This is a genomic window from Blautia sp. An46 (genome assembly GCF_002161645.1).
Lineage (GTDB): Bacteria > Bacillota > Clostridia > Lachnospirales > Lachnospiraceae > Blautia > Blautia ornithocaccae.
Genome location: NZ_NFIF01000003.1, coordinates 192,122 through 216,108 on the forward strand (window position 1 = coordinate 192,122; position 23,987 = coordinate 216,108).

The window sequence follows — 23,987 nt, forward strand, 5'->3', positions numbered from 1 at the left end:
TATTTATTGACCTGTCCTAAAAGAACCGCTGCATTGAGGAAATTCCACAAACACAGCGGTTCTCTTTTTTCTAGAAAATTCTAACAGGCTTTCAGGGAACGTTTTCCTTTTTCTGGGGACTTCGCTGCTGAAGCTGTATCTTCATATCCCGGTATTCTTTTGGAGAAATCCCATATTCCTTTTTAAATGCCCGGTAAAAACTGGAATAATCTTTAAAGCCAAACATAAGATAAGCCTTGGTTATACTGATGTTACTGAGTATGGCGTCCTGACAGGCAGCCAGTCTCTTTTTCATAATATACTGATGTATGGATATTCCTGTATTTTCCTTGAAAATATGGGCAATATGATACTTGCTGGCATAAAATTTTCCAGCCAGATACTCCAGGGATAAATCCTGGTCCAACTGGGTATCTATATACTGGATGATATTTTCATACAAGTTCTGATCCTCCTTCAGTCGTCTTGGATGCGTTCTCTCATAGGCCATTCGGCTGAGGTGGAGAAAAAGATCGCAGATACCGATAAAAATTTTTTCTTCTTTTCCAAACCGGTCCCAGTGTATCTCCTCAATCAGATGAAAGATTCTGGACTGGATACTGCTGAAGTCCACTGCATCATTATGAAAAACATATTGCGGTTTCTCCCTGGCAAGACGGATAATATAGAAATATTCTTCGGACATCTGACGGATTCTCTCATAATAGTCCATGCTGATCCAAAAGACAAAACGGCTATAGGGCTTCTCTGAGTCATGAATAACTGCTTTATGATAAATACCCGGAGGGATTACCACTACATCCCCTGCCTTTAGACTGTAAAGCTGTTCTTCAATAAGGTAGGAAACAGTTCCCTCCAGAAAAAAATAAAATTCATAGTAATCATGGGCATGACTGTCTACGTTTGCCATGTGGCTGTCACTGTAATAGTATAGTTCATAATCCCTTGAAAGCATATACTGTCGAGTCAAAAACTGGGTTTTCAGGTTTTTTTTCATAATTTTCTTTTTCTCCCTATGAATTTATATAGATTTCTGTATCTATTTTAGTACAAAACCGCAAGTTTTGCAATGTATACAACAAACTTATCAATTGGCTTTTTTTTCCCTCGTCCATTATAATAAAATCATAAATCGAAAGTGAGGTATTTATTATGGAAATGACAATGCGCTGGTACGGCAAAGACCACGACACTGTAACTCTGGAACAGATTCGTCAGAGCTGCTATGTAAAGGGAATCATCACCACTCTGTATGACAAAATGCCCGGTGAAGTATGGACTCTGGACGAGATCATGGCAATGAAGAAAGAAGTAGAAGACGCCGGTCTTCATCTTGCAGGTATCGAAAGCGTAAACGTAAGCGACGCTATTAAAACAGGAGCTCCGGAACGTGATAAAGATATCGAAGCTTACATTGAAACCCTGGAAAACCTGGGAAAAGCTGATGTTCATATGGTATGCTACAACTTCATGCCTGTTTTCGACTGGACAAGAACAGAGCTGGAGCGTAAGAGAGACGATGGTTCTACAGTTCTCGCTTACAGCCAGGATACCATTGACAGCATGGATCCGGAAAAGATGTTCGACAGCATCAAAAATGACATGAACGGTACTGTAATGCCAGGCTGGGAGCCGGAACGTATGGAGAAAGTAAAAGAACTCTTCGCTCTGTATAAAGACATTGATGAAGAAAAACTTTTTGACAATCTGGTATACTTCCTGAAAGCCATTATGCCGGTATGTGACAAATACGACATCAACATGGCTATTCATCCAGACGATCCTTCCTGGAGCGTATTCGGACTGCCCCGTATCATTTCTTCTCAGGAAAAACTGAAAAGAATGATGGACGCTGTTCCAAATAAACACAACGGTGTAACCTTCTGCATGGGCTCCTATGGAACCAACTTAAACAACGACCTGATCGCCACTATTAAAATGCTGAAAGGCAGAATCCACTTTGCTCATGTAAGAAACCTTCGTTTCAACGACGGCATGAGAGATTTCGAGGAAAGCGCTCACTTAAGCTCCGACGGAACTTTCGATATGTACGCAGTAGTAAAAGCTCTGTATGAATCAGGATTTGAAGGACCTATCCGTCCTGACCACGGACGTATGATCTGGGGCGAAAAGGCAATGCCAGGATATGGACTTTATGACCGTGCCCTTGGCGCCGCTTATATCTGCGGACTTTGGGAATCTGTAGAGAAACAGGCAAAAGAAGCAAAATAATAAAAAGAAAGGATCGTGTGTAGATTATGAAACTGACTTTAGAAGGTCTGAAAAACACAAAGGACTGGGAAGCAGCCGGTATCGCTCTTCCATCTTATGATGTTGCAAAAGTAGCTGAAAACACAAAGAAAGCTCCTGTATGGGTACACTTCGGAGCAGGAAATATCTTCCGTATCTTCATCGGCGGTCTGGCTGACACACTGATTTCCAATGGTGCAGCTGACAAAGGTATCACCTGTGTGGAAACTTTCGACTTCGACGTAGTAGATAAAATCTACGTGCCTTACGACAATCTGGTATTAGCTGTTACTTTAAAGGCTGACGGTTCCACAGACAAGAAGGTTCTGGGATCTCTTACAGAGGCCATCAAAGCTCAGTCCAATGTTCCGGAATACTGGAACCGCCTGAAAGAAATCTTTGTTGATCCGGGTCTTCAGATGATCTCTTTCACCATCACAGAAAAAGGCTATGCTTTAAAAGGCGCTGACGGAAATTATTTCCCATTTATTCAGGCCGACATCGACAACGGTCCGGAGAAACCGGGCGCTGCTATGGCAGTTGTATGTGCTCTTCTCTTTGAGCGTTACAAAGCCGGAAAATATCCTCTGGCAGTAGTTTCCATGGATAACTGCTCTCACAATGGCGAGAAACTCCAGAACTCTATCACCACCATGGCAAAAGAATGGCTGGCAAAAGGATTCGTAGATCAGGGATTCGTGGACTATATTTCTGATGAGAAACAGGTTTCCTTCCCATGGTCTATGATCGACAAAATCACACCAAGACCTGCAGATTCCGTATGTGCAGATCTGGAGAAAGCCGGAGTGGAAGACATTGCTCCTGTTATCACCTCCAAGAGAACCTATATCGCTCCTTTTGTAAATGCAGAAGGACCTCAGTATCTGGTTATCGAGGACAAGTTCCCCAACGGAAGACCTGCTCTCGAAAAAGCCGGCGTATATATGACGGACAGAGACACGGTTAATAAAGTAGAGAGAATGAAGGTTACCACCTGCCTGAATCCTCTCCACACAGCACTGGCTGTATACGGCTGTGTACTGGGTTACACACTGATTGCTGATGAGATGAAAGATTCTCAGCTGAACAAGCTGGTTCATGAGATCGGTCCCGTAGAAGGCATGCCTGTTGTTACAGATCCTGGTATTCTTTCTCCTGCTGATTTCGTTGATGAAGTTATCAACGTGAGAATCCCGAATCCGTTTATGCCGGATACCCCACAGCGTATCGCAACAGATACTTCACAGAAGGTAGGCATCCGCTACGGCGAAACCATTAAATCCTATGTGGAAAAATACGGCGATGCCAAAAAGCTCACTGCAATTCCTCTGGCTATTGCAGGATGGTGCAGATATCTCCTGGGCGTAAATGACGAAGGCGAGAAATTCGAGCTTTCCGCTGACCCAATGCTTCCTGAACTGTCTAAAGTACTGGAAGGCATTGAGGTAGGCAAACCGGAAACTTACACCGGACAGTTAAAGTCTATTCTTTCCAACGCCAACATCTTTGGAATCGACCTGTATCAGGCAGGTATCGGCGATAAGATCGAGGAAATGTTCAAAGAAGAGATTGCCGGACCTGGCGCCGTAAGAGCTACACTGAAAAAATACATGGATTAATCCAATCTTAAAGGGGCAGCCCCACGAGAAATAAAATTCTCGTGGGGCTGCCCCGCTTTTGACTGCCTTTGGTACGGTTATAAATCAACATTCTAAGTTTATATCCGTACTTCTTACTGAATTTCTACGGTTTAAATCTGACTTCCACCTTTCTGGAGTTCTATTCCTGCTGAACCTTTTCTATTATTGTATCCGGACACACTCGTCCCCATATTTATATCTCTCCGCCCGGCGGAGCACTGCCCGAATCCTGGCCATCATTTCCACTCTTCCCATAGTTCCAGACAGATAGTCATCTGCCCCATGGTCGAAGCACTGGGCTTTTCTGAATCCCTCATTTGTATCTGAAACCATGATAACGGGAATCTGGACATATTCAAAAGAATCTCTTAGCACATCCAGAATCTCCAGCCCTTTTTCCCCGGGCAGATCATAGTCCAGAAGAATCAGTTCCGGACGATGCTGTTTTAAAACTTCCAGCAGTTCCTTTCCTGAGGGGACTGCTTCTGACGCATAACCACAAGATTCCAGTATATGCATCAGAGATTTTCGGAATTCTCCCTTAGGCTCAATACAGTAAACCACGGCTTTCCTCTCCTATCCTTTCATAGTATTTCACAATTATGATTAGATCCTTAGCCGTTCTATCTATTGCCTGTCTCCCAATCTGCTCCATATTCCGGCTCTTATCTCATATCTACCATTCTAATGCTTTACTGTAAAGAAAAAAATCATGATTTTGTAAACTTTCTGAAAACATTCTGCATTTAAGATTATTCCCCCAAAGCCGGGTCTTTTATTCCATTTGCCTCAAAAGCTTTCTGCCGGTCAATGCAGGTACCGCACACTCCGCAGGGAAATTCCTTTCCCTCATAACAGCTCCATGTAAACTCATATGGGACCTTCAATCTCAGACCTTCCGCCACGATTTCAGCTTTATTTTTATCAATAAAGGGCGCCTCTATGTAAAGAGCTTTTCCGCTGCCTTCATAAACCGCCTGATTCATACTGTCGTAAAAAGCCCGGCTGCAGTCCGGATAGGCATTTCCTGCAGCGTCATCCCGATGAGCGCCATAATAGACCACGCTGCAGTCCAGGGAAAGAGCCAGACTGGCGGCACAGGACAAGAAAAGCCCGTTTCGAAAAGGTACATAGGTAGATACCGGCGCTCCGCCTGTCTGTGCCAGCTGCTCTCCGTAAGAAGACTCTGGTATCTCTTCCTGGGAATGGGCAAGAAGGGAGCAGCTGCTGTAGGCAAAAATTGAAGACAGGTCCATTTCCATGCCCTTGATTTCATAATATTCCAGAATTTTTCTGGCTGCCTCCACTTCTTTTTCATGTTTCTGTCCATAAAAAACAGAAAGAGGAATCACATTTTCTTTTCCGTATTTTTCTATAGCCAGGCCCAGGCAGGTAGTGCTGTCAATACCGCCGCTGAATAAAACCATTGCTTTATCTCCCATGTCTGCTCCTCCTATCGGTTATCCACTTTTTCCGGGTACAGGTCATGATGAGTCAGCCGTTCAAAGGCCACTTTCTCCCAGACTGTGCCTGATTTCCCATAATTACAATAGGGGTCAATGGAGATTCCCCCTCTGGGGGTAAATTTCCCCCATACTTCAATATATTTTGGATCCATCAGCCTTATCAGGTCTTTCATAATGATATTTACGCAGTCCTCATGAAAATCTCCATGGTTCCTGAAGCTGAAAAGATACAGCTTCAGAGACTTGCTTTCCACCATTTTCTCTCCAGGCACATAAGATATATAAATAGTGGCAAAGTCCGGCTGTCCTGTCATAGGACACAGGCTGGTAAACTCCGGACAGTTAAATTTCACAAAGTAATCATTTTCCGGATGCTTGTTTGGAAATGTTTCCAGCACCTCCGGGGCATAGTCCGATGGATAAGAGACTTTCTGATTTCCCAGAAGAGAAACTCCTTCCAGTTCTTTCTCTGTTCTTCCGCTCATTTCTCATTTACTCCTTTATAAAGAATCTTATAAACTTTCCAGCCGCAGAAGCCATGCTTCCCGGCTGGATTTTTCAGTGTTCTGTCCTCTGCTTTCCTGTTATACCGGCTGTTCTTCCCGGATATAGCACTTTCTCCAGAGCTTTAACCATGACCACTCCCACGATAGAGGGGATCAGCTGCCCTATGCAGAGATTCACCGCCATAAGAGGATATGGCATGGAAAGAAAATAAGACAGATAGGTAGCCACTCCCAGCCCAGGCACCAGTACAATGGGAACTGTGATCAGTACCTGGTTCCAGTTTTTCCTGCGGATCAATACAATGCAGGCTGCAGCGATCATTCCTACGATGCAGCCGCCCAGCATATCAATAATGCCGAATCCGCCGAATAACATGTTCGATATAAAATTGGCGAGACCAAGGGGTAAAACCAGGAACGGAAACAGATATGCAAGAGCATACAGAGCCGTAGCGATGCGGATCTGATATGCGCCAAAAGAGAAACTTTGGGTAAAATAGAGAATGACAATATACATTGCCATGACCATTGCAGAAAAAGTCATTTTCTGCACCCGGCTCATTTTTGCAGGATTATCCATATTCGTTCACCTCCAAACAGAAAAAGCAGAACCGCCACACAACAGAATCCAGGATATTTTTCTATATCTGGATTTCATATGTGACAGTCCTGCGTCAACAACTTCATAATTCTTTCTTGTTGTCCCTAGTTTTGTTTAATGACAGGATGGTCTCGAACTGTCAATTCCATATCTGGAAGTAACTTATGTCTGTATCTCAGACGAAAAACATTATACCGGATTTTTCTATCTGTTTCAAGCCTTTTGTAAATCCTTACTTCAGAAACAGATAAATCACATCTGCGCACAGCAGAATCGCCAGAATAGCAGACGCCGCCTGAATGACTTTCTCCGGCATTTTTCTGACTCCTTTTTCAAAAAGAGGCTGAAGGATATAGAGAAAAATCATTCCTCCGATCCCAAAGCGTATGCTGGGGTTAAGGGCCACTCTTCCCTGGAAGTTAAAAGCAAATCTGGTGTAATCCCACATCCATTCCCCTCTTGTAGCTTCCATGATGTAGCTGGCCGCCAACTCTACTACTGTAGTAATCACCACAATTCCCAGAAAAACCAGGATTGGGGTAATATTCAGTTTCCATACTCTGATTTTTTTCTTCATGAGCCAGCTCAGAGAAAAAATCAGGATCAGCGCCCCGAAACCATAAATAACACAGTATGGGCCGAAAAGTACACCTCTGTTAGAAAATCCCCATCTGTAAACTACTACCTCCAAAAACACCTCATAGCACCAGCCGATAATAGAATAAAACATAAAGTATAAAAAATATTCCTGTAACTTTTTCACTCTTTTTCTCCTTATTGCAAATCCTCTCTGGTAATTTCTATAGACGGATAGTGAGCCAGTTCCGTCAAATCAGTATCTAAAGGTACACTGTAAACCATATAATAATTCTCAGGACTTTCCTCCAATAACTCCTGAAGTTTCTCTCTTGCAAGCTCCTTCTCTTCTGTGGCAAAGACCACAGATACTACTCCTGTTTTTCCATCTTTTTCCTCTTCTACGCTGCCACATAAGATCAGTTTCAGTCTTCCTTCTCCTTCTAGTCCCATTTTCACATAATCTTGATAATCCATATATGCCCCTCCTGTATCATTTTCTTTCTTATATCTCGTAAATTAACTTCAGCAAGGCAATTTATTCTAAAAGCCTTCCCTCCCGATAAGACCATTCCAAATAGCTGGGATTTTGATAATACAAATCCGTACTGAAATCAGAAATTTCATCACTGATAAAAGAAGTAAAAATTTTTATCAATTCCTGAACTTCTTCTCCCGGTTTTGCACAGTCTTCTATCATAATACTATATAAACGTCCTATATCCAGAAAACTTGGAATCGAATATTGACTATCCGATATCGTGTCAAAATTTCCTGTCGGAATTTTATAACGGTCTATAATTTCATCACTGACCTGTTCAAAAGAAAGACAGTGGTTTACTTCTGCATCATACAGTTCTTTCTTCACACCTTCTTCGCCCATAGCACGGACGATGACTCCTCTTTTATTTCTGGTCTTTCTTGCCGTAAATTCTATGAGAGCACACACGTAAAAAAAGTCATTTTTTTCTTTTTCTGTCATAGATTATTTCACTCCTCTCAAAAGACAAACAATTTAAAGCCGATAAAGTATGAAAACTGATCTGATGTGTGGGATATTTAAACTCTGCCAAAACCCAAAATTGCTTTCTTGTAATCCTTCCTGCCAAAAAGTCATTTACATAGTTCCAAACAGTGTCATTAGCCATTGGTCCCTCTACAATATCATAAGAATGTATTTTCCCACTTCTACATTCTGCTATAAAATCCAGCCACTCATCGCACATCTTTTCAAATTTTAGAATAGAAAGAGATTCGTCTAAAGTATAATTATAATAATTAACAATCGGAGTCCCCTCTCCTCTGTTTGCCCACCTAATTGCCTGCTCTAAATTATTTGTACAATAAAATCCCCAAGAAAAATCTTTTGTGTATCTTGTCTTACGAATTTCTGGAAATTCTACAACTTCTTTACTGGCATGATACAAAATCATAATGAAGCTTCACTCCTTCCTCATTTTCACCGTACCACAGCCTGCCCACCAAACACTGTCAATATACCTAACACTACACTTAAGCTCACATACAGCAGCGCCGTTACTGTATTGCCACCCTTGAGCAAATCTCCTGTTTCCAGAGCAAAGGAAGAAAATGTGGTAAACCCTCCGCATATTCCAACCTTCAAAAACAGCACTGCTCTGGGATTCAGGCCATTATTCTTCAAAGCCAGCCCGGCGATCATGCCTATGATAAAAGAGCCCAGTATGTTTATGGCAAATGTCTTAACAGGGAAATCCAGGTTTTCATTTACCGGTATCAGTCCTATGAGATAACGGCAGACTGCCCCGATAAAGCCTCCGGCGCCTACTACGATACATTCGATCATCTTTCTCTCCTCTCTCAAGTTTGTCTATATCACCGATTATACCTTGAAACCCTTAAAAACTCAATTCAAAGCCTGTATTTATACCCTGTTATAGTTCACAAAGATTTTACTTAAAATTATTATAACAGCGATAGTTGGTATTTAGCTCTTTATGATATATTAAATCGCGCAAACACAAAACAACTCAGGAGGAAATTTATGAAGAGAAAAATTATTTGTCTGACTATGGCTTCTATGATGCTGGCAACAGGTCTTTTAGCCGGCTGCGGAAACACAGCAACAGAAGAAGTGAATGCAGAAACTCAGGAGACAGCTGCAGCAGAAGAAACCAGTGCGGCTGCTCAGACAGAAGGAAAAACGCCTAAATATGTCTTCTTGTTTATCGGAGACGGTATGAGCTATCCGCAGATTCAGCTGACAAATTATTTTAAGAGTGCAAATGCTTCAGCAGAAAATGCAGAGACAGTTACGGTAGAAGGGGAAGAGCAGACTGTACTGAGCAGCCAGAACAACCTGAATATGATGAACTTCCCGGTTGCAGGCTCTGCTCAGACTTATGACAGCACCTCTTTTGCTCCGGACTCTGCATCAACAGCAACTTCTATTGCAACTGGATACAAGACCTGGAGCGGAAGCATCAACGTAAGTGAAGATTTCTCACAGGAATATGAAACCATCGCAGAAAAACTGAAAGCCCAGAAAGATTACAAGATCGGCGTAATTTCCAGCGTAAACCTCAATCATGCCACTCCGGCAGCCTTCTATGCGCATCAGGCTTCCAGAAACGATTACTATGATATCGGTCTGGAACTTGTAGAAAGCGGATTTGATTATTTTGCCGGCGGAGCTCTTCTACAGCCTACAGGGGAAAATGAAGATCAGAAAGATCTTTACACAGCAGCAGAAGAAGCCGGATACAAAGTTGTCAGAACTCAGGCCGAGGCTGAAGCGCTGACTCCAGATGACGGAAAAACCATTGTCGTTGAAGAACACCTGGCTGACAGTGATGCTATGCCTTATGATATGGATCTCCAGGATGGACAGTGGGCCCTGGCAGACTATGTAGACAAGGGAATCGAAATGCTGGATAACGAAAATGGATTTTTCATGATGGTAGAAGGCGGAAAGATTGACTGGGCATGTCATGCAAACGACGCAGCAGCAACTATCAGCGATACCATTGCTCTGGATGATGCAGTTGCAGAGGCTGTGGACTTCTACAATGAGCATCCGGACGAAACTCTGATCCTGGTAACAGGTGACCATGAAACAGGTGGTCTTACCATTGGTTATGCCGGAACTGACTATGATACCTTCCTTCAGAATTTTAATAACCAGAAGATTTCCTATGCTAAATTTGATTCTGACTATGTGGCAGGATATAAAGAAAACAAAACCGATTTTGATACAGTTATGAAAGATGTAACAGAACTGTTCGGTCTTCAGGCTCCTGTTTCTGACGATACTGCTACCCAGCAGAAAGACAGTGCAGATATGCATCCGGAATCCACCAATGACGGAAGTCTTGTTATGACCCAGTATGAGTATGATAAGCTGAAAGAAGCATATGACACCACCATGAGCAGAACCGGAGAAGAGGAAGAATTCGGCCAGGATGAATATGTGAAATACGGAAGCTATGAGCCTCTTACCGTTACCATCACACATATCCTGAATAACAAGAGCGGTGTAAACTTTGGTTCCTACGCTCATACAGGTCTTCCGGTAGAAGTTTTCGCACAGGGTGTGGGACAGGAAGAATTTGACGGATATTACGATAATACAGATATCTATAAAAAAGTAGCATCTTTGACAGGAGTAGAGTAAACGAATGAAGCGTATTTTTTTCAATAAACAGAAAAATATGCTCCTGACGATCATCATAGGAATACTTATGATTGCTGTCCTCATAGCCATTCCAACTGGCTATGAGGATGCTTTGATTTATCAGGGGTCGGAACGTGCAGTGGGAATTGTAACAGAAGTGGATAATTCGGCGATTAAAAGTTCCGGACTGATCCAGTCCGGAGAGCAGACTTGTGTAATGGAAATCCAAAACGGTCCCTTTCAGGGCCAGGAAATCACAGGAGTGAATTTTCTGAGCGGTTCTCTGGAAAAGGATAAGATTTTTAAAGAGGGGGACAAGGCCTTTCTAACCATCAGTCTCAATGGAGATGAAATTTCTTCTGCGGTGATCACAGACCACTTCCGCCTGGATAAAGAATTGATCCTGCTGGCAGTCTTTGCCGTCTTTCTGATCGCAGTTGCAGGAAAGAACGGATTTCAGGCAATCTTTTCTTTTGCCATTACCATTCTGACCATATGGAAAATTCTGGTCCCAGCTTATCTAAAGGGATATTCTCCCATCTGGGTGGGAATTGGGATTACCGTATTCCTTACCCTTATGATCATATTTTTTGTATACGGTGTGGACAAAAGAACAGTAACAGCGTCCCTGGGCTCTCTTCTGGGAATCCTGGCCACCTGTATTCTGGGAATGCTCTTTACCGATCTATTCCATATCAATGGAGCGGTAATGCCTGACTCAGAGTCTCTGCTTTACAGTGGATTTCAGCATCTGGATCTGACTGCTATCTTCATGAGCAGTATTTTCATCGGAGCTTCCGGCGCTATGATGGATCTGTCTGTGGATATCACCTCGGCAATTTATGAAGTGGTAGAGAAAAAGCCGGATATTTCCTGGAAAGAAGCAGCCAAATCCGGCATGAACGTAGGGCGCGCAGCCATGGGAACTATGACGACAACCCTGCTCCTGGCATACTCAGGAGGATATATTACCCTGCTTATGGTCTTTATGGCCCAGGGAACCCCGATTGACCATATCCTGAATTATAAATATGTGTCTGCAGAAATTCTGGATACCGTCGTGGGAAGCTTTGGTCTGGTAACAGTCGCCCCCTTTACAGCGCTGACTGCCGGAATCCTTCTTACCAGAAAAAAACATGAGGTTCAGGAACAGACCGAAGAAAGTATACAGCCTGAAAAAGCAATCGGCTCTTTAGAATAAATAATCTATTCTATTGAATCCTTTTTTAAACAGCCGCTGCCTCCCTTTGATGAAAGAAGATTTTCTTCATCAAAGGGAGGCAGCGGCTATACTTTTAATTATCGATTTTCAGATATCTTCTGACCTTTGCCATATATTCTTACTATCTTGTAAAATCAGGAGTTCCTGCCATATCATAGGGCGTTACCTGATATACATAGTAATTCAGCCAGTTGGTATACAGATTGTTGGCATGAGCTCTCCACAAAAGGAGGGGCTTATTTTCTGCGTTATCGTCGGGATAATAGGCTTTTGGCATATCGATAGGCAGCCCCTTGCCCAGATCTCTCTTATATTCCTGGTCCAGGGTTACCCTGTCGTATTCCGGATGTCCCATGACAAAAATCTGCCGTCCTTCCTGGGCCATAGCCAGGAACACGCCTGCCTCTTCTGACTCTGCCAGAACAGTAAGAGCTTTACAGTTATGGATATCCTCTGCAGGCACTTCTGTATGACGGGAATGAGGTGCCAGAAATACATCGTCAAATCCCCTTACCAGAGGGATCTTCCGGTTCATGACCTTATGAGGAAACAGTCCAAAAACTTTATGATCCATCATCTTTTTTTTCAGTCCATAGTGATAGTACAGACCTGCCTGGGCAGCCCAGCAAAGATATATGGTAGAGGTGACATTCTCTTTTGTCCACTCCATGATCTCTTTCATTTCTTCCCAGTAATCTACTTCCTCAAATTCCATCTGCTCCACCGGAGCTCCGGTGATGATCATTCCATCGTACTTCTGCTCTTTCACTTCATCAAAAGTCTGATAGAACTTATTCAGATGGCTGGTGGCTGTATTTTTGGAAGTGTGGCTTTTTACCATCATAAAAGAAACATCCACCTGGAGAGGGGTATTGGAAAGAGAACGGAGGAGCTGCAGCTCCGTCTCCTCTTTTAAAGGCATCAGATTCAGAATGAGAATCTGTATGGGACGGATATCCTGATGTACCGCCCGGTTTTCGTCCATTACAAATATATTTTCTTTTTCCAGGATTTCCTTTACCGGAAGATCGCTTTGTATTTTAATCGGCATCTTTTCTCCTCACCTTTCTGTATCCTTTTTCGAGTAATACTCCATATTATCTTATTCTACAACCAACAGGGCTTTCCTGCAAGATTTTTACATTAACGGTGCAAAAGGTCTTAAGGCCTTTCCCAGAACCCTTGTACCTAATTTCAGCTTTTTATAATCTGAAATCTGAATCTTTATACTCTTTTCCAATGTTTCCTGAAAGTCCTTCTTTATATAGGGGATCTGTGAGTTTCGGTACATCAGAAGCCCGCATTCAAAATGGTGGTAAAAACTTCGATAATCCAGATTCACCGTTCCCACCACTGCCTTTTCATCATCCGACACAAAAACTTTGGCATGAACAAATCCCGGCTCATATTCATAAATTTCCACACCGGCCTCCAGAAGCTCATTATAATAGGTCTTAGCCAGGGAGAATGCTGTCTTTTTATCCGGAATATGCGGCATGATGATCTGCACCTCTACCCCACGTTTTGCCGCGTAGACCAACGTCATAAGGAATTCGTGATCTAATATCAGATAGGGCGTCATAATATGAACATAGTCCCTGGCTGTGTTGAGAATATCCATATATATCTGTTTTCCCACTCGCTCACTGCCGTAAGGGCTGGAGCCATATGGGATCACATAGCCGTCATTTGCCATAGAAAATTCCCGGGGCGTTTTGTACCGCAGATAATCCTCCGGTCTTTTTTCCGAAACATTCCACATTTCCAGGAACATATAGGTAAAGCTTTCCACAGCCTTTCCCTTTATCATCACCGCTGTATCCTTCCAGTGTCCGAACCGAATCTTTCTGTTAATGTATTCATCTGCCAGATTGGTTCCGCCGGTAAACGCAGTTTTTCCATCAATGACCAGGATCTTCCGGTGATCCCGGTTATTATAATGGGTAGAAAATATAGGCTTAATAGGGGCAAACATTTTGCAGGAAATCCCCTCTTTTTCCAGAAGCTCCGGATAGAAATAAGGAAGAAGGGACAGTACGCAGGTACCGTCGTACATCACCCGGACCTCAACACCTTCTTTTGCTTTCTGTTTCAGGATGTCCAGGATACTTTCCCACATTTCTCCTTCTGCAACAATAAAGAATTCCAGGAAAATAAACTTTTCAGCCTTTTTCAGCTGGGAAAGGATATCTTTATACTGGTAATCTCCCAGAGAATAGTATTTCACAGAAGTATGGTCATACACCGGTGCATCTGCATACTCTGAGAGATAATCTGCCATATGGGCCATCTGCCGGTCTCTTTCCCGAAGCCTCTCTTTCACCTCCGGCTCCTGGACCACATATTTCCTGGTTTCTTCTGCCAGAACGTTCAGCCGCTTATAGATCAGTCTGGTGCCCGGCTGGCTGGTAAAATATACATAGAGAAGGGCCCCCACTACCGGGAGTACTGCAATGGGCAGCATCCAGACCAGCTTAAAGTCCGGATTTCCTCTGGCATTGTAGATATAGATCACCACGCTGGCGCTGATAATAAGAAAAAATCCATACAGCGCATAGCTGTAGTCACTGAGAAGTATAAATCCGCCTAACAGCAGAGCAAACTGTATGAGAAAGGCTGCCGCCACCACCAGAGTCCTGCCGTAGATAATTTTTCTTACCTTTTTTAGTCCCTCTTCTTTGATTTCTTTTCTCTGCATCTGTCTCCCGTCCTTTATATGAAAGTGGGAATGCTCCTGCTAAATTCCCCTTCTGTTATCTGCCTGCTTCTTTTGTATCCTTCTACTGCTCTTCTGCCATATGAAGGAAATCTTCCTCTGAAAGAATGGGGATTTCCAGTTCTCTGGCCTTTTTATTTTTAGAAGAATTGGAAGTCACATCATTGTTAATGAGATAATCTGTCTTGGAAGTAACGCTTCCCGTTACCTTTCCTCCACGCTGCTCGATATATTCCTTCAATTCAGCCCTGTTGGCAAAGTGGTTCACACTGCCTGTGATCACAAACTGTTTGCCATCCAGGGTAAGACGGCTCTCCTGTTTTACCTCTTCCAGTTCCAGATGAGAAAGAAGATGGCGGAATTTTCTCATGTTTTCTTCATCAGAAAAATACTCTGTATAAGTCTTTGCGATAACTGGGCCGATTCCTTCTATACTGCTGATTTCTTCCGCCGTAGCCTGGACCATTTTTTCCAGATCATAGTGAAATTCTTTGCAGATCATTTTTGCATTGGCCAGTCCTATATTGGCGATCCCCAGACTATAAAGAAGTCTTGGCAGTGTGGTATGCCTTGCCTTCTCCAGGCTGGCCATCAGGTTATCAAAGGATTTTTCCCCGAATCCGTCCATTTCCACGATTTCTTCCCGGAACTTTCCGATTTCAAAAATGTCTCCAAAATCTTTGATAAATCCTTTCAGGATAAATTTCTCCAGGGTAGCCTCAGACAGACCGTCTATATTCATAGCATCCCTGCTGACGAAAAGGGTAAAAGATTTAATCTTCTTGGCCTGACAGTCCGGATTCATGCAGTAAAGAGATTCTACCTCGTTGGTTTTGACCACTCTGGCTTCCTTTCCGCACACCGGACAGGTATCCGGGATTTCCAGCTTTCCGCTGCGAGTAAGATTCTCCGCAATCTGAGGGATGATCATATTTGCCTTATAAACCTGGATTCTGTCTCCGATTCCCAGCTGCAGCTCTTTCATAATACTGATATTGTGGACACTGGCCCGGCTCACTGTAGTTCCCTCCAGCTCCACAGGCTCAAAGATTGCTACGGGATTGATCAGCCCTGTTCTTGAAGGACTCCATTCAATCTCTTTCAAAGTAGTTTCCCTTGTCTCATCCTTCCATTTAAAAGCATAGGAATTTCTGGGAAATTTCGCCGTACTTCCCAGGGAATCTCCGTATGCGATATCATCATACAGTGCAACCAGTCCATCTGAAGGAAAATCATTTTTTGCCACCTGCCCTGCAAAATAGTCCATGGCTTTATCTAAAGTATCTCTTGTTACCATCCGGTATTCCACCACATCAAATCCCTGGTCCCTCAGCCACTGAAACTGTTTTTCCCTGGAATTCTGAAAATCCACCCCCTGGGCTCTCACAAGAGAAAATGCATAAAAATGAACATTTCTCCTGGCTGTGATCTCATTATTTAACTGCCGTACGGAACCGCTGCAGAGATTCCGGGGATTTTTATATCTGGCGTCTACATCTTCGATCTCTTCATTGATCTTTTCAAAATCTGAATAGGTGATGATCGCTTCTCCTCTGAGGACCAGCTCTCCTTTAAAAGAAATCTGAAGGGGAATATTTTTAAAAACCCGGGCGTTATTGGTAATAACCTCTCCCACTACGCCGTTTCCTCTGGTAACTGCTTTCTGGAGTTTTCCATCTCCGTAGGTAAGGACTATGGTAAGACCGTCCAGTTTCCAGGAAAGCAGGGTTTTCTGATCCCCCACAAAATCCCGGAGAGCTTCTACATCTTTTGTCTTGTCCAGAGAAAGCATAGGGGTTTCATGGGCCTCCTTTGGCAGCTCCTCCAGGGCTTCATAGCCTACCGATACTGTAGGACTTCCTGCCAGAGTCACCCCTGTCTCTGTTTCCAGGGCTTCCAGCTCATCATACAGTTTGTCATATTCAAAATTACTCATGATTTCCCTGTCTTCCTGATAATAGGCCTTGGCAGCCTTCTGAAGCACAGGTATCAGTTCTTTCATTCTTTCAATCTTATCCATCAGGAATCTTTCCTCCAGCTTTTCTTTTTCTTACCGGGAGTTCGATATTTGCCCGGATTTTTTACAGGTTTTCCTCCCCGGAACACTTCCCGGACAGGAGGCTTCTCCTTCAGTTTTTTTTCAAGGAGCTCCAGTTCCTGGCCCTGGATCTCTCTTAAGGCTCCCACAGGCATGTCTCCCAGAGTGATATTCATGATTCGCACTCTTTTAAGATTGACCACCTGATATCCCAGATATTCGCACATTCTCCGTATCTGGCGGTTCAGTCCCTGGGTCAGTACGATAGAAAAGGATTTCTCTCCAGTCTTCCACACCTTGCATTCTCTGGTGATGGTTCCCAAAATCGGAACTCCCTGACTCATCTTTCGTATAAATCCCTCTGTAACTGGTTTATCTACCGTTACTTCATATTCTTTTTCGTGAAAGTTCCCTGCCTTCATCATCTCATTGGCCAGGTCCCCCCGGTTTGTCAGAAGAAGGAGCCCCTGGGAATCTTTGTCCAGCCTTCCTGCATAATATACCCGGACAGGATAATTGATATAAGAAATCACATTATTTTTTACTCTTGTATCTGTGGTACACTCCACGCCTTTCGGTTTATAAAAAGCCAGAAGGACTTTCTTTTCTGTAGGCTCGATCTTTTTACCGTCAATCCGTATCACACAGGTAGGATCTGCCTGCATGCCAGGTACTGCTTTCTCCCCATTTACTTCCACTCTTCCGGCTTCTATGAGCCGGTCTGCCTCCCGCCGGGAACAGATTCCCCTGTCGCTGAGATATTTATTTAAACGCATACTTCTCTATCCTTCCGTCTTCTTCTGGTAAATTATCCTTACACCATAGAGCAGCAAGCCAGGCGAGCATTTATACTCATTTGGCGACTAGCCGCTATGGAGCTAGTATAACACATTTGTTCCCCCCTTGTACACTGACGGTATTCAATGTATAATAAAAAGACAAAAATATACAAAGAGGATAAAGCTATGAAATTCACAGTAAAAGGCGTATGTTTTACCCTGCTCGTTATCTTCTCAGGTTTTCTCCTGCTGCTCCTCCCTTCCTTTATTATGGGCACAGTTAAAAATTATCTCATTGCCCGGGAAAACAGAGAGGTCAGCCGTCAGGAAGATCACTGGGTATATAACAGCACAGGAAGACGTTTTGAATATCACGACGGTTCTTTTATCCAGAATACCAGTCAGGAAATAGATGGCGTAACTTATTACTTTGACGAACAGGGTTATGTCCGGACAGGCTGGGTTCAGGAAAAAGGCGTTCTTTATTACCGGGATTCTGATGGAACTCCTGAGACCGGCTGGTTTGAAGATGAAAGTGGGAAATATTATCTGGACGAAAATGGCTCTCCTAAGATTGGATGGGCCGATATTGATGGAAAAAAATATTATTTTTCTTCTACCGGTGTAATGGCAACAGGATTTACAGAAATTGACGGACAGCAGCATCTGTTCATGGATGATGGTTCTGTATCTCCAGGATGGACAGACAAAGACAGCAAGCGATACTACCTGGATGAAAATGGGACTGTTTCCACAGGTATGAAGGAAATCGACGGCAAGACATATTTCTTCCGGGAAGACGGCTCTATGGCTACAGGCTGGATCACTAATAATGGAAGCCGCCGTTATATGGGACAGGACGGCGCCATGGTAACCAACGCCTGGGTAGATGAAGGAAATCAGCGCCATTATGTAGGCGCAGACGGCAAAGAGCAGACCGGCTGGATCACAGTAAATGGAAAGCGTTATTTCCTTACGCCAGAAGGAATCCTGGCAGATCCTGGATGGATGAAGCAAAATGATAAATGGTATTTTATAGATACAGACGGAAGCGCAAAAACTGGTCTTTTCCAAAGCGAAGGAAAATGGTATTATCTCACTGCAGATGGAAAACTTCAGGAAGGCTGGGTAGAGAGCCAGGGAAAACGGTACTATCTGGCAAACGGCCAGCTGATGACCGGATGGCGAAAGATTGGAGATAAGCAGTATTACTTTAACGGCGACGGCTCCATGGCTACCGGATGGATCACCATAGAAGGAAAATCTTATTTTCTGAAAGAAGATGGAAGCCTGGATACTTCTGCAATGAAGGAAGATACAACAACGGAATCTGCAGCCACGACTCCGTAAAAATCCACTATTGAAATTTTTGAATCTGTATTCTTATTTAAAAGCTGCCCCATGAAGCAGAAACCCAGGATGTTCCTGGCATATGTTTCATGGGGCAGACTTTTTTATTCCATAAGGCAGTCCAAAGGACTCTCCTATAGAAAAAAAGAGTTACGGAATATTCCATAACCCTCTTCTTTCATAATTTTTACTGCAGCAGGTCACTGTGTATATAAGCTTCCTGTCCGTTATATTCTACTTTGATCCAGCTGTCTCCTGCATTCTCCAGCTTTTTCACCTGGTCTCCTGCCTGGAGTCTTCCTAATATCTGAGAAGAAGTATTGGCATCTGCCCGTACATTACAATCTTCTGCAGCTGTAAGCATATCTCCGTCGTCTGCCATAAGAGCTGTATTCGTCTCTTCCCCAAGCTGTTCCAGATAACTTTTCAATTCTTCATTGGACTCTACAGTCTGATTGTAATTTTCTTCCACCTGAGAAATCAGTTCCTGAACATCATCTTCCTGTCTTGTCTTCTCAATGCACTCCTGAACTTCCTGGTCGGATTCATCATTATGAATCAGCCAATTATTGCTCTCATCCTTCATTACATACAGCTCGGACAATCCCGGCGCCGGCGTATCTATTCCCTGAAATTTCAGATCATAAGCTGCAAATACCACATAACTGTTATCATCCAGACCTTTCTTGGTATAGACTTGAATGTTGTCATAGCTCTCTATATAGGTTGCATTGACAACTTTCGCTTCATCTGTAGAACTGAAATTATCTGTCAGTTCTCTCATGGCATCTACATTCTTCTGTCCCCACGCATCATAAAAGGACTCAATCAAGGTATTTACTTCAGGGTACGCATTTTCTTCAAGAGCGTTGGTATCTGTTTCTTCCACTTCTTCAGATCCTGTATCTTCCGAAGAATTTCTCTCTTGTTCTGTTTGTTGTTCTTCCTGTGCAGGCTCACTGCGTAAAACTCCAATCAGTGCACGGCCTCCGAAAAACAGGATAAGCAGAACCGCCAGAATCGCCAGACCCAGAAGAATATACCTCAGATTATCTGAGAGCCATTCTCTGAAATTGTCTAACATACCTGTCCTCCTTAATATTCCCTTATTCCATGCTCTCCCCAAAGCACAAAACACACCCGGAGGGATTCGAACCCCCGACACATGGTACCGGAAACCACTGCTCTATCCCCTGAGCTACGGGTGCTTAATCATTACATCTTGGATATCATATCACATTTTTTTCCACTTGTAAAGCACTAGCCCTATTTCCGTCATTTTAACGATTTTTTTGGGAAATACCACCTGTTTTCTCTCAAAAATCAGGCAGTATTCCCCACCTTTTACATCATAAGCTTCTCTTTCTGGCAGTCATAATAGTAGACCTGGTAGGAAAGTATCTCATCTTCCTCTACCTGTGTCTGGTTCACTTCTCTGACCATTCTGGCCAGTTCAAAACGGGAATACTGTCCCTGATCCGGGACCAGGATACATTCATGGACACTGCTGGGCAGTACATAGAAATTACATCTTAGAATTTTAGAAATATGGCTTAAGACATGAGGATAAAGCAAAGCAGCGGCTCCGAAATATTTTTCCTGATTTGTAAGCACATACATAATCTCTTCTCCTGTGTATAGTCCCTCATCTTCACCGGAAAGTTCACGGATAAGTGCATCCATCCCCTGGAAAGTATAGGGAAGCTTTCTGCTGGTATTCATCACTGCATCCTCCAGAAGCTGCCTGGCGTTGATCTTCCATGCCTCCAGATTACAGTTGTGTATCAGCATTGAGGCCCCCTGAAACTTCCCCCTCTCCAACCGGTAATAAAAAACTACAGCAAGATCCAGATAGGCAATATAAGGCACTTTTGTCAGCAGGACTTTATTCATCTCATAATTGATCAGCTTAAAATATACCTGTCCTCTGGCCTTTTCATAATTATCAAAATAATCCAAAGAAAAATCCACCTCTCTTTCCTGATATGCATTCTGTGCAAGAATTTCTCCGGCAATCTCTTCGGTACTTTCTTCCTTCTTCTCCCAGCTGTCAAAAAACTCTCTGAGATAAATAGCCGGGGCAATGCGCTCTCCTTTGCTAAGTATTATGACAGCTTCTTCCTCAATACCATTATTCTTTTCCACATTCTGGACCATTATCTTTTTCCCCTCTCCTGCCTTCTGCCGGAGGGTGTCCAGAAGTTCTTCTTTGAATGACTCATATCCCATAGGCATCCATCCTTTCTTAAAATTTATTTATATTTTGCAGAGCACAGATTCCCTGCAGAAATATCTCTTTCTATTCTGATTCAAATTTGCTTTTCCTGGATCTTTCCCCAGAATGGGGATATGAAATACTGGAAATGTATTAAGAAGAAAAAACTGCTGCAAAGTCATCTTTCTCTGCAGCAGTTCTCTTTCGTAAGATTTGGGGCATCTGCCCGGCGGGATTATACTCTGGACAGGTATTCTCCTGTTCTGGTATCAATCTTGATCACATCACCCTGGTTTACGAACAGCGGTACATATACCACTGCGCCAGTCTCTACAGTTGCAGGTTTTGTAGCACCCTGGGCTGTATTTCCAGCAAATCCAGGTTCTGTCTCTGTAATCTCCAGCTCTACAAACAGTGGTGGCTCAATAGCAAAAACACTTCCGTTATAGGAACATACTTTTACACTTTCATTCTCTTTCACAAATTTCAGAGAATCGCCAACTGTCTCTTTGTCAATAGCAATCTGGTCATAGGTTTCATTATTCATGAAGTTATACAGGTCACCGTCGTTGTATAAATACTGCATATCTACACGATCAATACGAGCCTGTGGGAATTTTTCAGTTGGTCTGAAAGTTTTCTCCACAACGCCTCCACTGATCACATTTTTTAATTTTGTTCTAACGAATGCAGCACCTTTTCCCGGTTTAACGTGCTGGAATTCCATAATCTGTACTACATTACCATCAATTTCCAGTGTGAGACCATTTTTAAAATCTCCTGCTGATATCATAATGATATTCCTCCTTATTTCGTCCATTGGGGAAAAACCACAATTTTTCCGCTGTACTTTATTCTATAATACATCCGGGTATTTTTCAACTGTTTTTTCCCTTTCTCTTTTGTTTCCCATAAAAATAAAGGACGATTTTTTCCAGTTTTCTCTTCAGCACGATCTGAATCTCCTCTTTTGGATGAATGGGCTTTACCAGAATATTGCGTATTCCGGTCCTTTTGGCTCCATAGACATCTGTAAAAAGCTGGTCTCCGATAAAAATCGTATTCTCCAGATTGGTCCCCATAAGTTCCATGGCTTTTAAATAATTTTTTCTTCCTGGCTTATGGGCATCCTCAATAAAATGGACCTGGATATTTTTATTAAAGGAGCTGACTCGTTCAAACTGGTTGTTAGAGAGCAGACAACAGGAAAAGCCCATTTCCTTCAGACGCTGGAACAGCCCTTCTGCTCTTTCATCTGCCGGCGCCCCGTGGGGTACCAGAGTATTGTCAATATCAAAAATAATCCCTCGGATTCCTTCCCTGTACAGCCTTTCAAAATCAATGCTGTAGGTAGAATCCAGATATTCGTCGGGAAAAAACTTTTCCAGCATATTACCTGGTTCCTTTCTGTCTGGTATTTAAAACCTATGGTAACAGTACCGGAGCATTTTGTCAAACTCAGCGTTCTTCCAAAGATACATAAGGCTGCTCTTCCAAAACATTCTTATATGCAGGACGGATGATCTTATCTGTGTTAATAAGCTCTTCCATCCGGTGAGCGCTCCAGCCTACGATACGGGCAATGGCAAACATCGGTGTATACAGCTCCAGAGGCAGACCCAGCATGCTGTACACAAAGCCGCTGTAGAAGTCCACATTAGCGCTTACACCTTTGTAAATGCGGCGTTCCTGAGCAATAACTTCCGGCGCCAGACGTTCAATCTTGGCATAGAGTTCATAGTCTCTCTTTCTTCCCTTCTCAATTGCCAGCTGTTTTACAAATTTTTTGAAAATCTGTGCCCTGGGATCAGAAATAGAATATACTGCGTGTCCCATACCATAGATCAGACCTCTCTTGTCAAATGCTTCTTTATGGAGCAGCTTGATCAGATAGTCTCTGATCTCATCTTCATCATTAGGGTCTTTAATATGTCTCTTCATGTCATGGAACATGCTTACCACTTTAATATTGGCGCCTCCGTGTTTCGGTCCCTTCAGAGAGCCTAAAGCTGCTGCAATAGTGGAATAGGTATCTGTTCCTGAAGAGGAAACCACATGTGTGGTAAAGGTGGAGTTATTACCGCCACCGTGTTCCATATGGAGCACAAGAGCCAGGTCCAGTATGGTAGCTTCAAAAGGCGTGTATTTTTTATCCGGCCTGAGCATCAGCAGAATATTTTCTGCAGTGGAAAGATGTTTCTCCGGATTGTGAATGTACAGACTTTTCCCCAGATTGTAATGTCTGTGAGCCTGATAACCATATACGGATAACATTGGGAACACGCTGATAAGATTGATACACTGACGAAGTACATTGGATAACTCGATATTTTCCGGATCTGCGTCATAAGAATAAAGGGTAAGAACACTTCTGGATAGGGTATTCATCATATCTCTGCTGGGTGCCTTCATGATAACATCCCTTACAAAATTTCTGGGAAGGCTTCTCTGGGCGGCCAGAATACCTTTAAATTCTTCCAGTTCCTGTTTATTTGGTAGTTTTCCGAAAAGGAGAAGATATGTAGTCTCTTCGAACCCAAATCGTTTATCTGATAAAAATCCCTGGGTGAGTTCCTCTATATTAATTCCCCGATAATATAATTCTCCTTCACAGGGAACGGTCTTGCCGTCTACAACTTTGCTGGAAACAATGTTGGAAATCCGGGTCAGTCCTGCCAGAACGCCCTTTCCGTTTATATCTCTAAGTCCCCGTTTTACATCATATTTTCCATATAAATCAACATCAATCTTACTGTTCTCTTTACAGATATCTGTAAGAGCTTCTAACTGAGGTGTAACTTTCATATTAAATCCTGACATTTAAATTCCCCCTTTTCTTTCTTCAGCTTTCATCACTTTAGCACGATAATATCTTATCACACTCGCTTATATAGTGACAAGACAATTTTTTCTAAAGAATTTATGAACTCCAGATCAGCCAGATATAAAAAGAGCTGCCGCACTAAACAAAGATCC

At 43.0% G+C, this 23,987-nt stretch carries 24 protein-coding genes and 1 tRNA gene; 5 read left to right on the forward strand and 20 right to left on the reverse strand.

Annotation, left to right across the window (positions count from 1 at the left end; genetic code table 11):
• Positions 1-91: 91 nt before the first annotated feature.
• Positions 92-997 (reverse strand): helix-turn-helix domain-containing protein, encoded by a 906-nt coding sequence (locus B5G00_RS04175; protein ID WP_087268958.1) that lies wholly within the window; start codon positions 995-997, stop codon positions 92-94.
• Positions 998-1,152: 155 nt separating this feature from the next.
• Between B5G00_RS04175 and uxuA the strand changes: the two genes are divergently transcribed.
• Positions 1,153-2,232 carry a mannonate dehydratase gene (uxuA, locus tag B5G00_RS04180; RefSeq protein WP_087268960.1) on the forward strand — a complete coding sequence of 360 codons (1,080 nt, stop codon included), beginning with the start codon at positions 1,153-1,155 and terminating at the stop codon, positions 2,230-2,232.
• A 26-nt stretch (positions 2,233-2,258) separates the two neighbouring features.
• Positions 2,259-3,869 (forward strand): mannitol dehydrogenase family protein, encoded by a 1,611-nt coding sequence (locus B5G00_RS04185; RefSeq protein ID WP_087268963.1) that lies wholly within the window; start codon positions 2,259-2,261, stop codon positions 3,867-3,869.
• Positions 3,870-4,052: 183 nt separating this feature from the next.
• On the opposite strand, the gene B5G00_RS04190 is transcribed toward B5G00_RS04185, so the two are convergent.
• The 9 genes from B5G00_RS04190 to crcB form a co-directional block, all read right to left on the reverse strand.
• Positions 4,053-4,454, reverse strand: a complete 402-nt coding sequence (locus B5G00_RS04190; RefSeq protein ID WP_087268966.1) for a response regulator — start codon at positions 4,452-4,454, stop codon at positions 4,053-4,055.
• Between the two features lie 188 nt (positions 4,455-4,642).
• Positions 4,643-5,332 carry a 7-cyano-7-deazaguanine synthase QueC gene (queC, locus tag B5G00_RS04195; protein ID WP_087268969.1) on the reverse strand — a complete coding sequence of 230 codons (690 nt, stop codon included), beginning with the start codon at positions 5,330-5,332 and terminating at the stop codon, positions 4,643-4,645.
• A gap of 11 nt (positions 5,333-5,343) precedes the next feature.
• The gene (queF, locus tag B5G00_RS04200; RefSeq protein ID WP_087268970.1) at positions 5,344-5,841 is read right to left on the reverse strand and encodes a preQ(1) synthase; all 498 of its coding nucleotides are present in this window, start codon (positions 5,839-5,841) and stop codon (positions 5,344-5,346) included.
• Positions 5,842-5,914: 73 nt separating this feature from the next.
• Entirely contained in the window at positions 5,915-6,442 is a 528-nt protein-coding gene (locus tag B5G00_RS04205) for a QueT transporter family protein (RefSeq protein WP_087268973.1), read from the reverse strand.
• Between the two features lie 253 nt (positions 6,443-6,695).
• The gene (locus B5G00_RS04210; RefSeq protein WP_087268976.1) at positions 6,696-7,226 is read right to left on the reverse strand and encodes a putative ABC transporter permease; all 531 of its coding nucleotides are present in this window, start codon (positions 7,224-7,226) and stop codon (positions 6,696-6,698) included.
• An 11-nt stretch (positions 7,227-7,237) separates the two neighbouring features.
• Complete coding sequence (locus tag B5G00_RS04215; RefSeq protein WP_087268979.1) at positions 7,238-7,516, reverse strand: hypothetical protein; 279 nt, start codon at positions 7,514-7,516, stop codon at positions 7,238-7,240.
• A gap of 61 nt (positions 7,517-7,577) precedes the next feature.
• Positions 7,578-8,021, reverse strand: a complete 444-nt coding sequence (locus B5G00_RS04220; RefSeq protein WP_087268982.1) for a hypothetical protein — start codon at positions 8,019-8,021, stop codon at positions 7,578-7,580.
• Positions 7,999-8,472 (reverse strand): DUF3990 domain-containing protein, encoded by a 474-nt coding sequence (locus B5G00_RS04225; protein ID WP_204247342.1) that lies wholly within the window; start codon positions 8,470-8,472, stop codon positions 7,999-8,001. The genes B5G00_RS04220 and B5G00_RS04225 overlap by 23 nt, the downstream gene beginning before the upstream one ends.
• A 26-nt stretch (positions 8,473-8,498) precedes the next feature.
• Entirely contained in the window at positions 8,499-8,864 is a 366-nt protein-coding gene (gene crcB / locus B5G00_RS04230) for a fluoride efflux transporter CrcB (protein WP_087268985.1), read from the reverse strand.
• Between the two features lie 198 nt (positions 8,865-9,062).
• Here crcB and B5G00_RS04235 point away from each other — a divergent pair, with 198 nt between their 5' ends.
• Together B5G00_RS04235 and B5G00_RS04240 are read left to right on the forward strand one after the other, a co-directional pair.
• Positions 9,063-10,691 carry an alkaline phosphatase gene (locus B5G00_RS04235; protein WP_087268988.1) on the forward strand — a complete coding sequence of 543 codons (1,629 nt, stop codon included), beginning with the start codon at positions 9,063-9,065 and terminating at the stop codon, positions 10,689-10,691.
• 4 nt (positions 10,692-10,695) lie between these two features.
• Entirely contained in the window at positions 10,696-11,892 is a 1,197-nt protein-coding gene (locus tag B5G00_RS04240; RefSeq protein ID WP_087268991.1) for a YibE/F family protein, read from the forward strand.
• A 142-nt stretch (positions 11,893-12,034) separates the two neighbouring features.
• Here the strand turns inward: B5G00_RS04240 and metA are convergent, their stop codons facing one another.
• The 4 genes from metA to B5G00_RS04260 form a co-directional block, all read right to left on the reverse strand.
• Positions 12,035-12,964 (reverse strand): homoserine O-acetyltransferase MetA, encoded by a 930-nt coding sequence (gene metA, locus B5G00_RS04245; protein ID WP_087268993.1) that lies wholly within the window; start codon positions 12,962-12,964, stop codon positions 12,035-12,037.
• Positions 12,965-13,051: 87 nt separating this feature from the next.
• Entirely contained in the window at positions 13,052-14,611 is a 1,560-nt protein-coding gene (gene cls, locus B5G00_RS04250) for a cardiolipin synthase (protein ID WP_087268996.1), read from the reverse strand.
• A gap of 82 nt (positions 14,612-14,693) precedes the next feature.
• Complete coding sequence (gene ligA / locus B5G00_RS04255; protein ID WP_087268998.1) at positions 14,694-16,649, reverse strand: NAD-dependent DNA ligase LigA; 1,956 nt, start codon at positions 16,647-16,649, stop codon at positions 14,694-14,696.
• Positions 16,649-17,443, reverse strand: a complete 795-nt coding sequence (locus tag B5G00_RS04260; protein WP_087269001.1) for a pseudouridine synthase — start codon at positions 17,441-17,443, stop codon at positions 16,649-16,651. The genes ligA and B5G00_RS04260 overlap by 1 nt, the downstream gene beginning before the upstream one ends.
• A 189-nt stretch (positions 17,444-17,632) precedes the next feature.
• Here B5G00_RS04260 and B5G00_RS04265 point away from each other — a divergent pair, with 189 nt between their 5' ends.
• The gene (locus tag B5G00_RS04265; protein WP_087269003.1) at positions 17,633-18,796 is read left to right on the forward strand and encodes a cell wall-binding protein; all 1,164 of its coding nucleotides are present in this window, start codon (positions 17,633-17,635) and stop codon (positions 18,794-18,796) included.
• A 187-nt stretch (positions 18,797-18,983) separates the two neighbouring features.
• On the opposite strand, the gene B5G00_RS04270 is transcribed toward B5G00_RS04265, so the two are convergent.
• From B5G00_RS04270 to B5G00_RS04295, 6 genes are all read right to left on the reverse strand, one after another.
• On the reverse strand, positions 18,984-19,880 hold the full coding sequence (locus tag B5G00_RS04270; RefSeq protein WP_087269006.1) for an SH3 domain-containing protein: 897 nt from the start codon (positions 19,878-19,880) through the stop codon (positions 18,984-18,986).
• A 51-nt stretch (positions 19,881-19,931) separates the two neighbouring features.
• A tRNA-Arg gene (locus B5G00_RS04275) sits at positions 19,932-20,004 on the reverse strand.
• 136 nt (positions 20,005-20,140) lie between these two features.
• On the reverse strand, positions 20,141-21,025 hold the full coding sequence (locus B5G00_RS04280) for a DUF5688 family protein (protein WP_087269009.1): 885 nt from the start codon (positions 21,023-21,025) through the stop codon (positions 20,141-20,143).
• 221 nt (positions 21,026-21,246) lie between these two features.
• Complete coding sequence (gene efp, locus B5G00_RS04285; RefSeq protein WP_087269012.1) at positions 21,247-21,804, reverse strand: elongation factor P; 558 nt, start codon at positions 21,802-21,804, stop codon at positions 21,247-21,249.
• An 85-nt stretch (positions 21,805-21,889) separates the two neighbouring features.
• A complete protein-coding gene (locus tag B5G00_RS04290) occupies positions 21,890-22,402 on the reverse strand; it encodes a YqeG family HAD IIIA-type phosphatase (RefSeq protein WP_087269015.1) in 513 nt (170 codons plus the stop codon).
• A 67-nt stretch (positions 22,403-22,469) separates the two neighbouring features.
• On the reverse strand, positions 22,470-23,831 hold the full coding sequence (locus tag B5G00_RS04295) for a citrate/2-methylcitrate synthase (RefSeq protein ID WP_087269017.1): 1,362 nt from the start codon (positions 23,829-23,831) through the stop codon (positions 22,470-22,472).
• Positions 23,832-23,987: the final 156 nt, after the last annotated feature.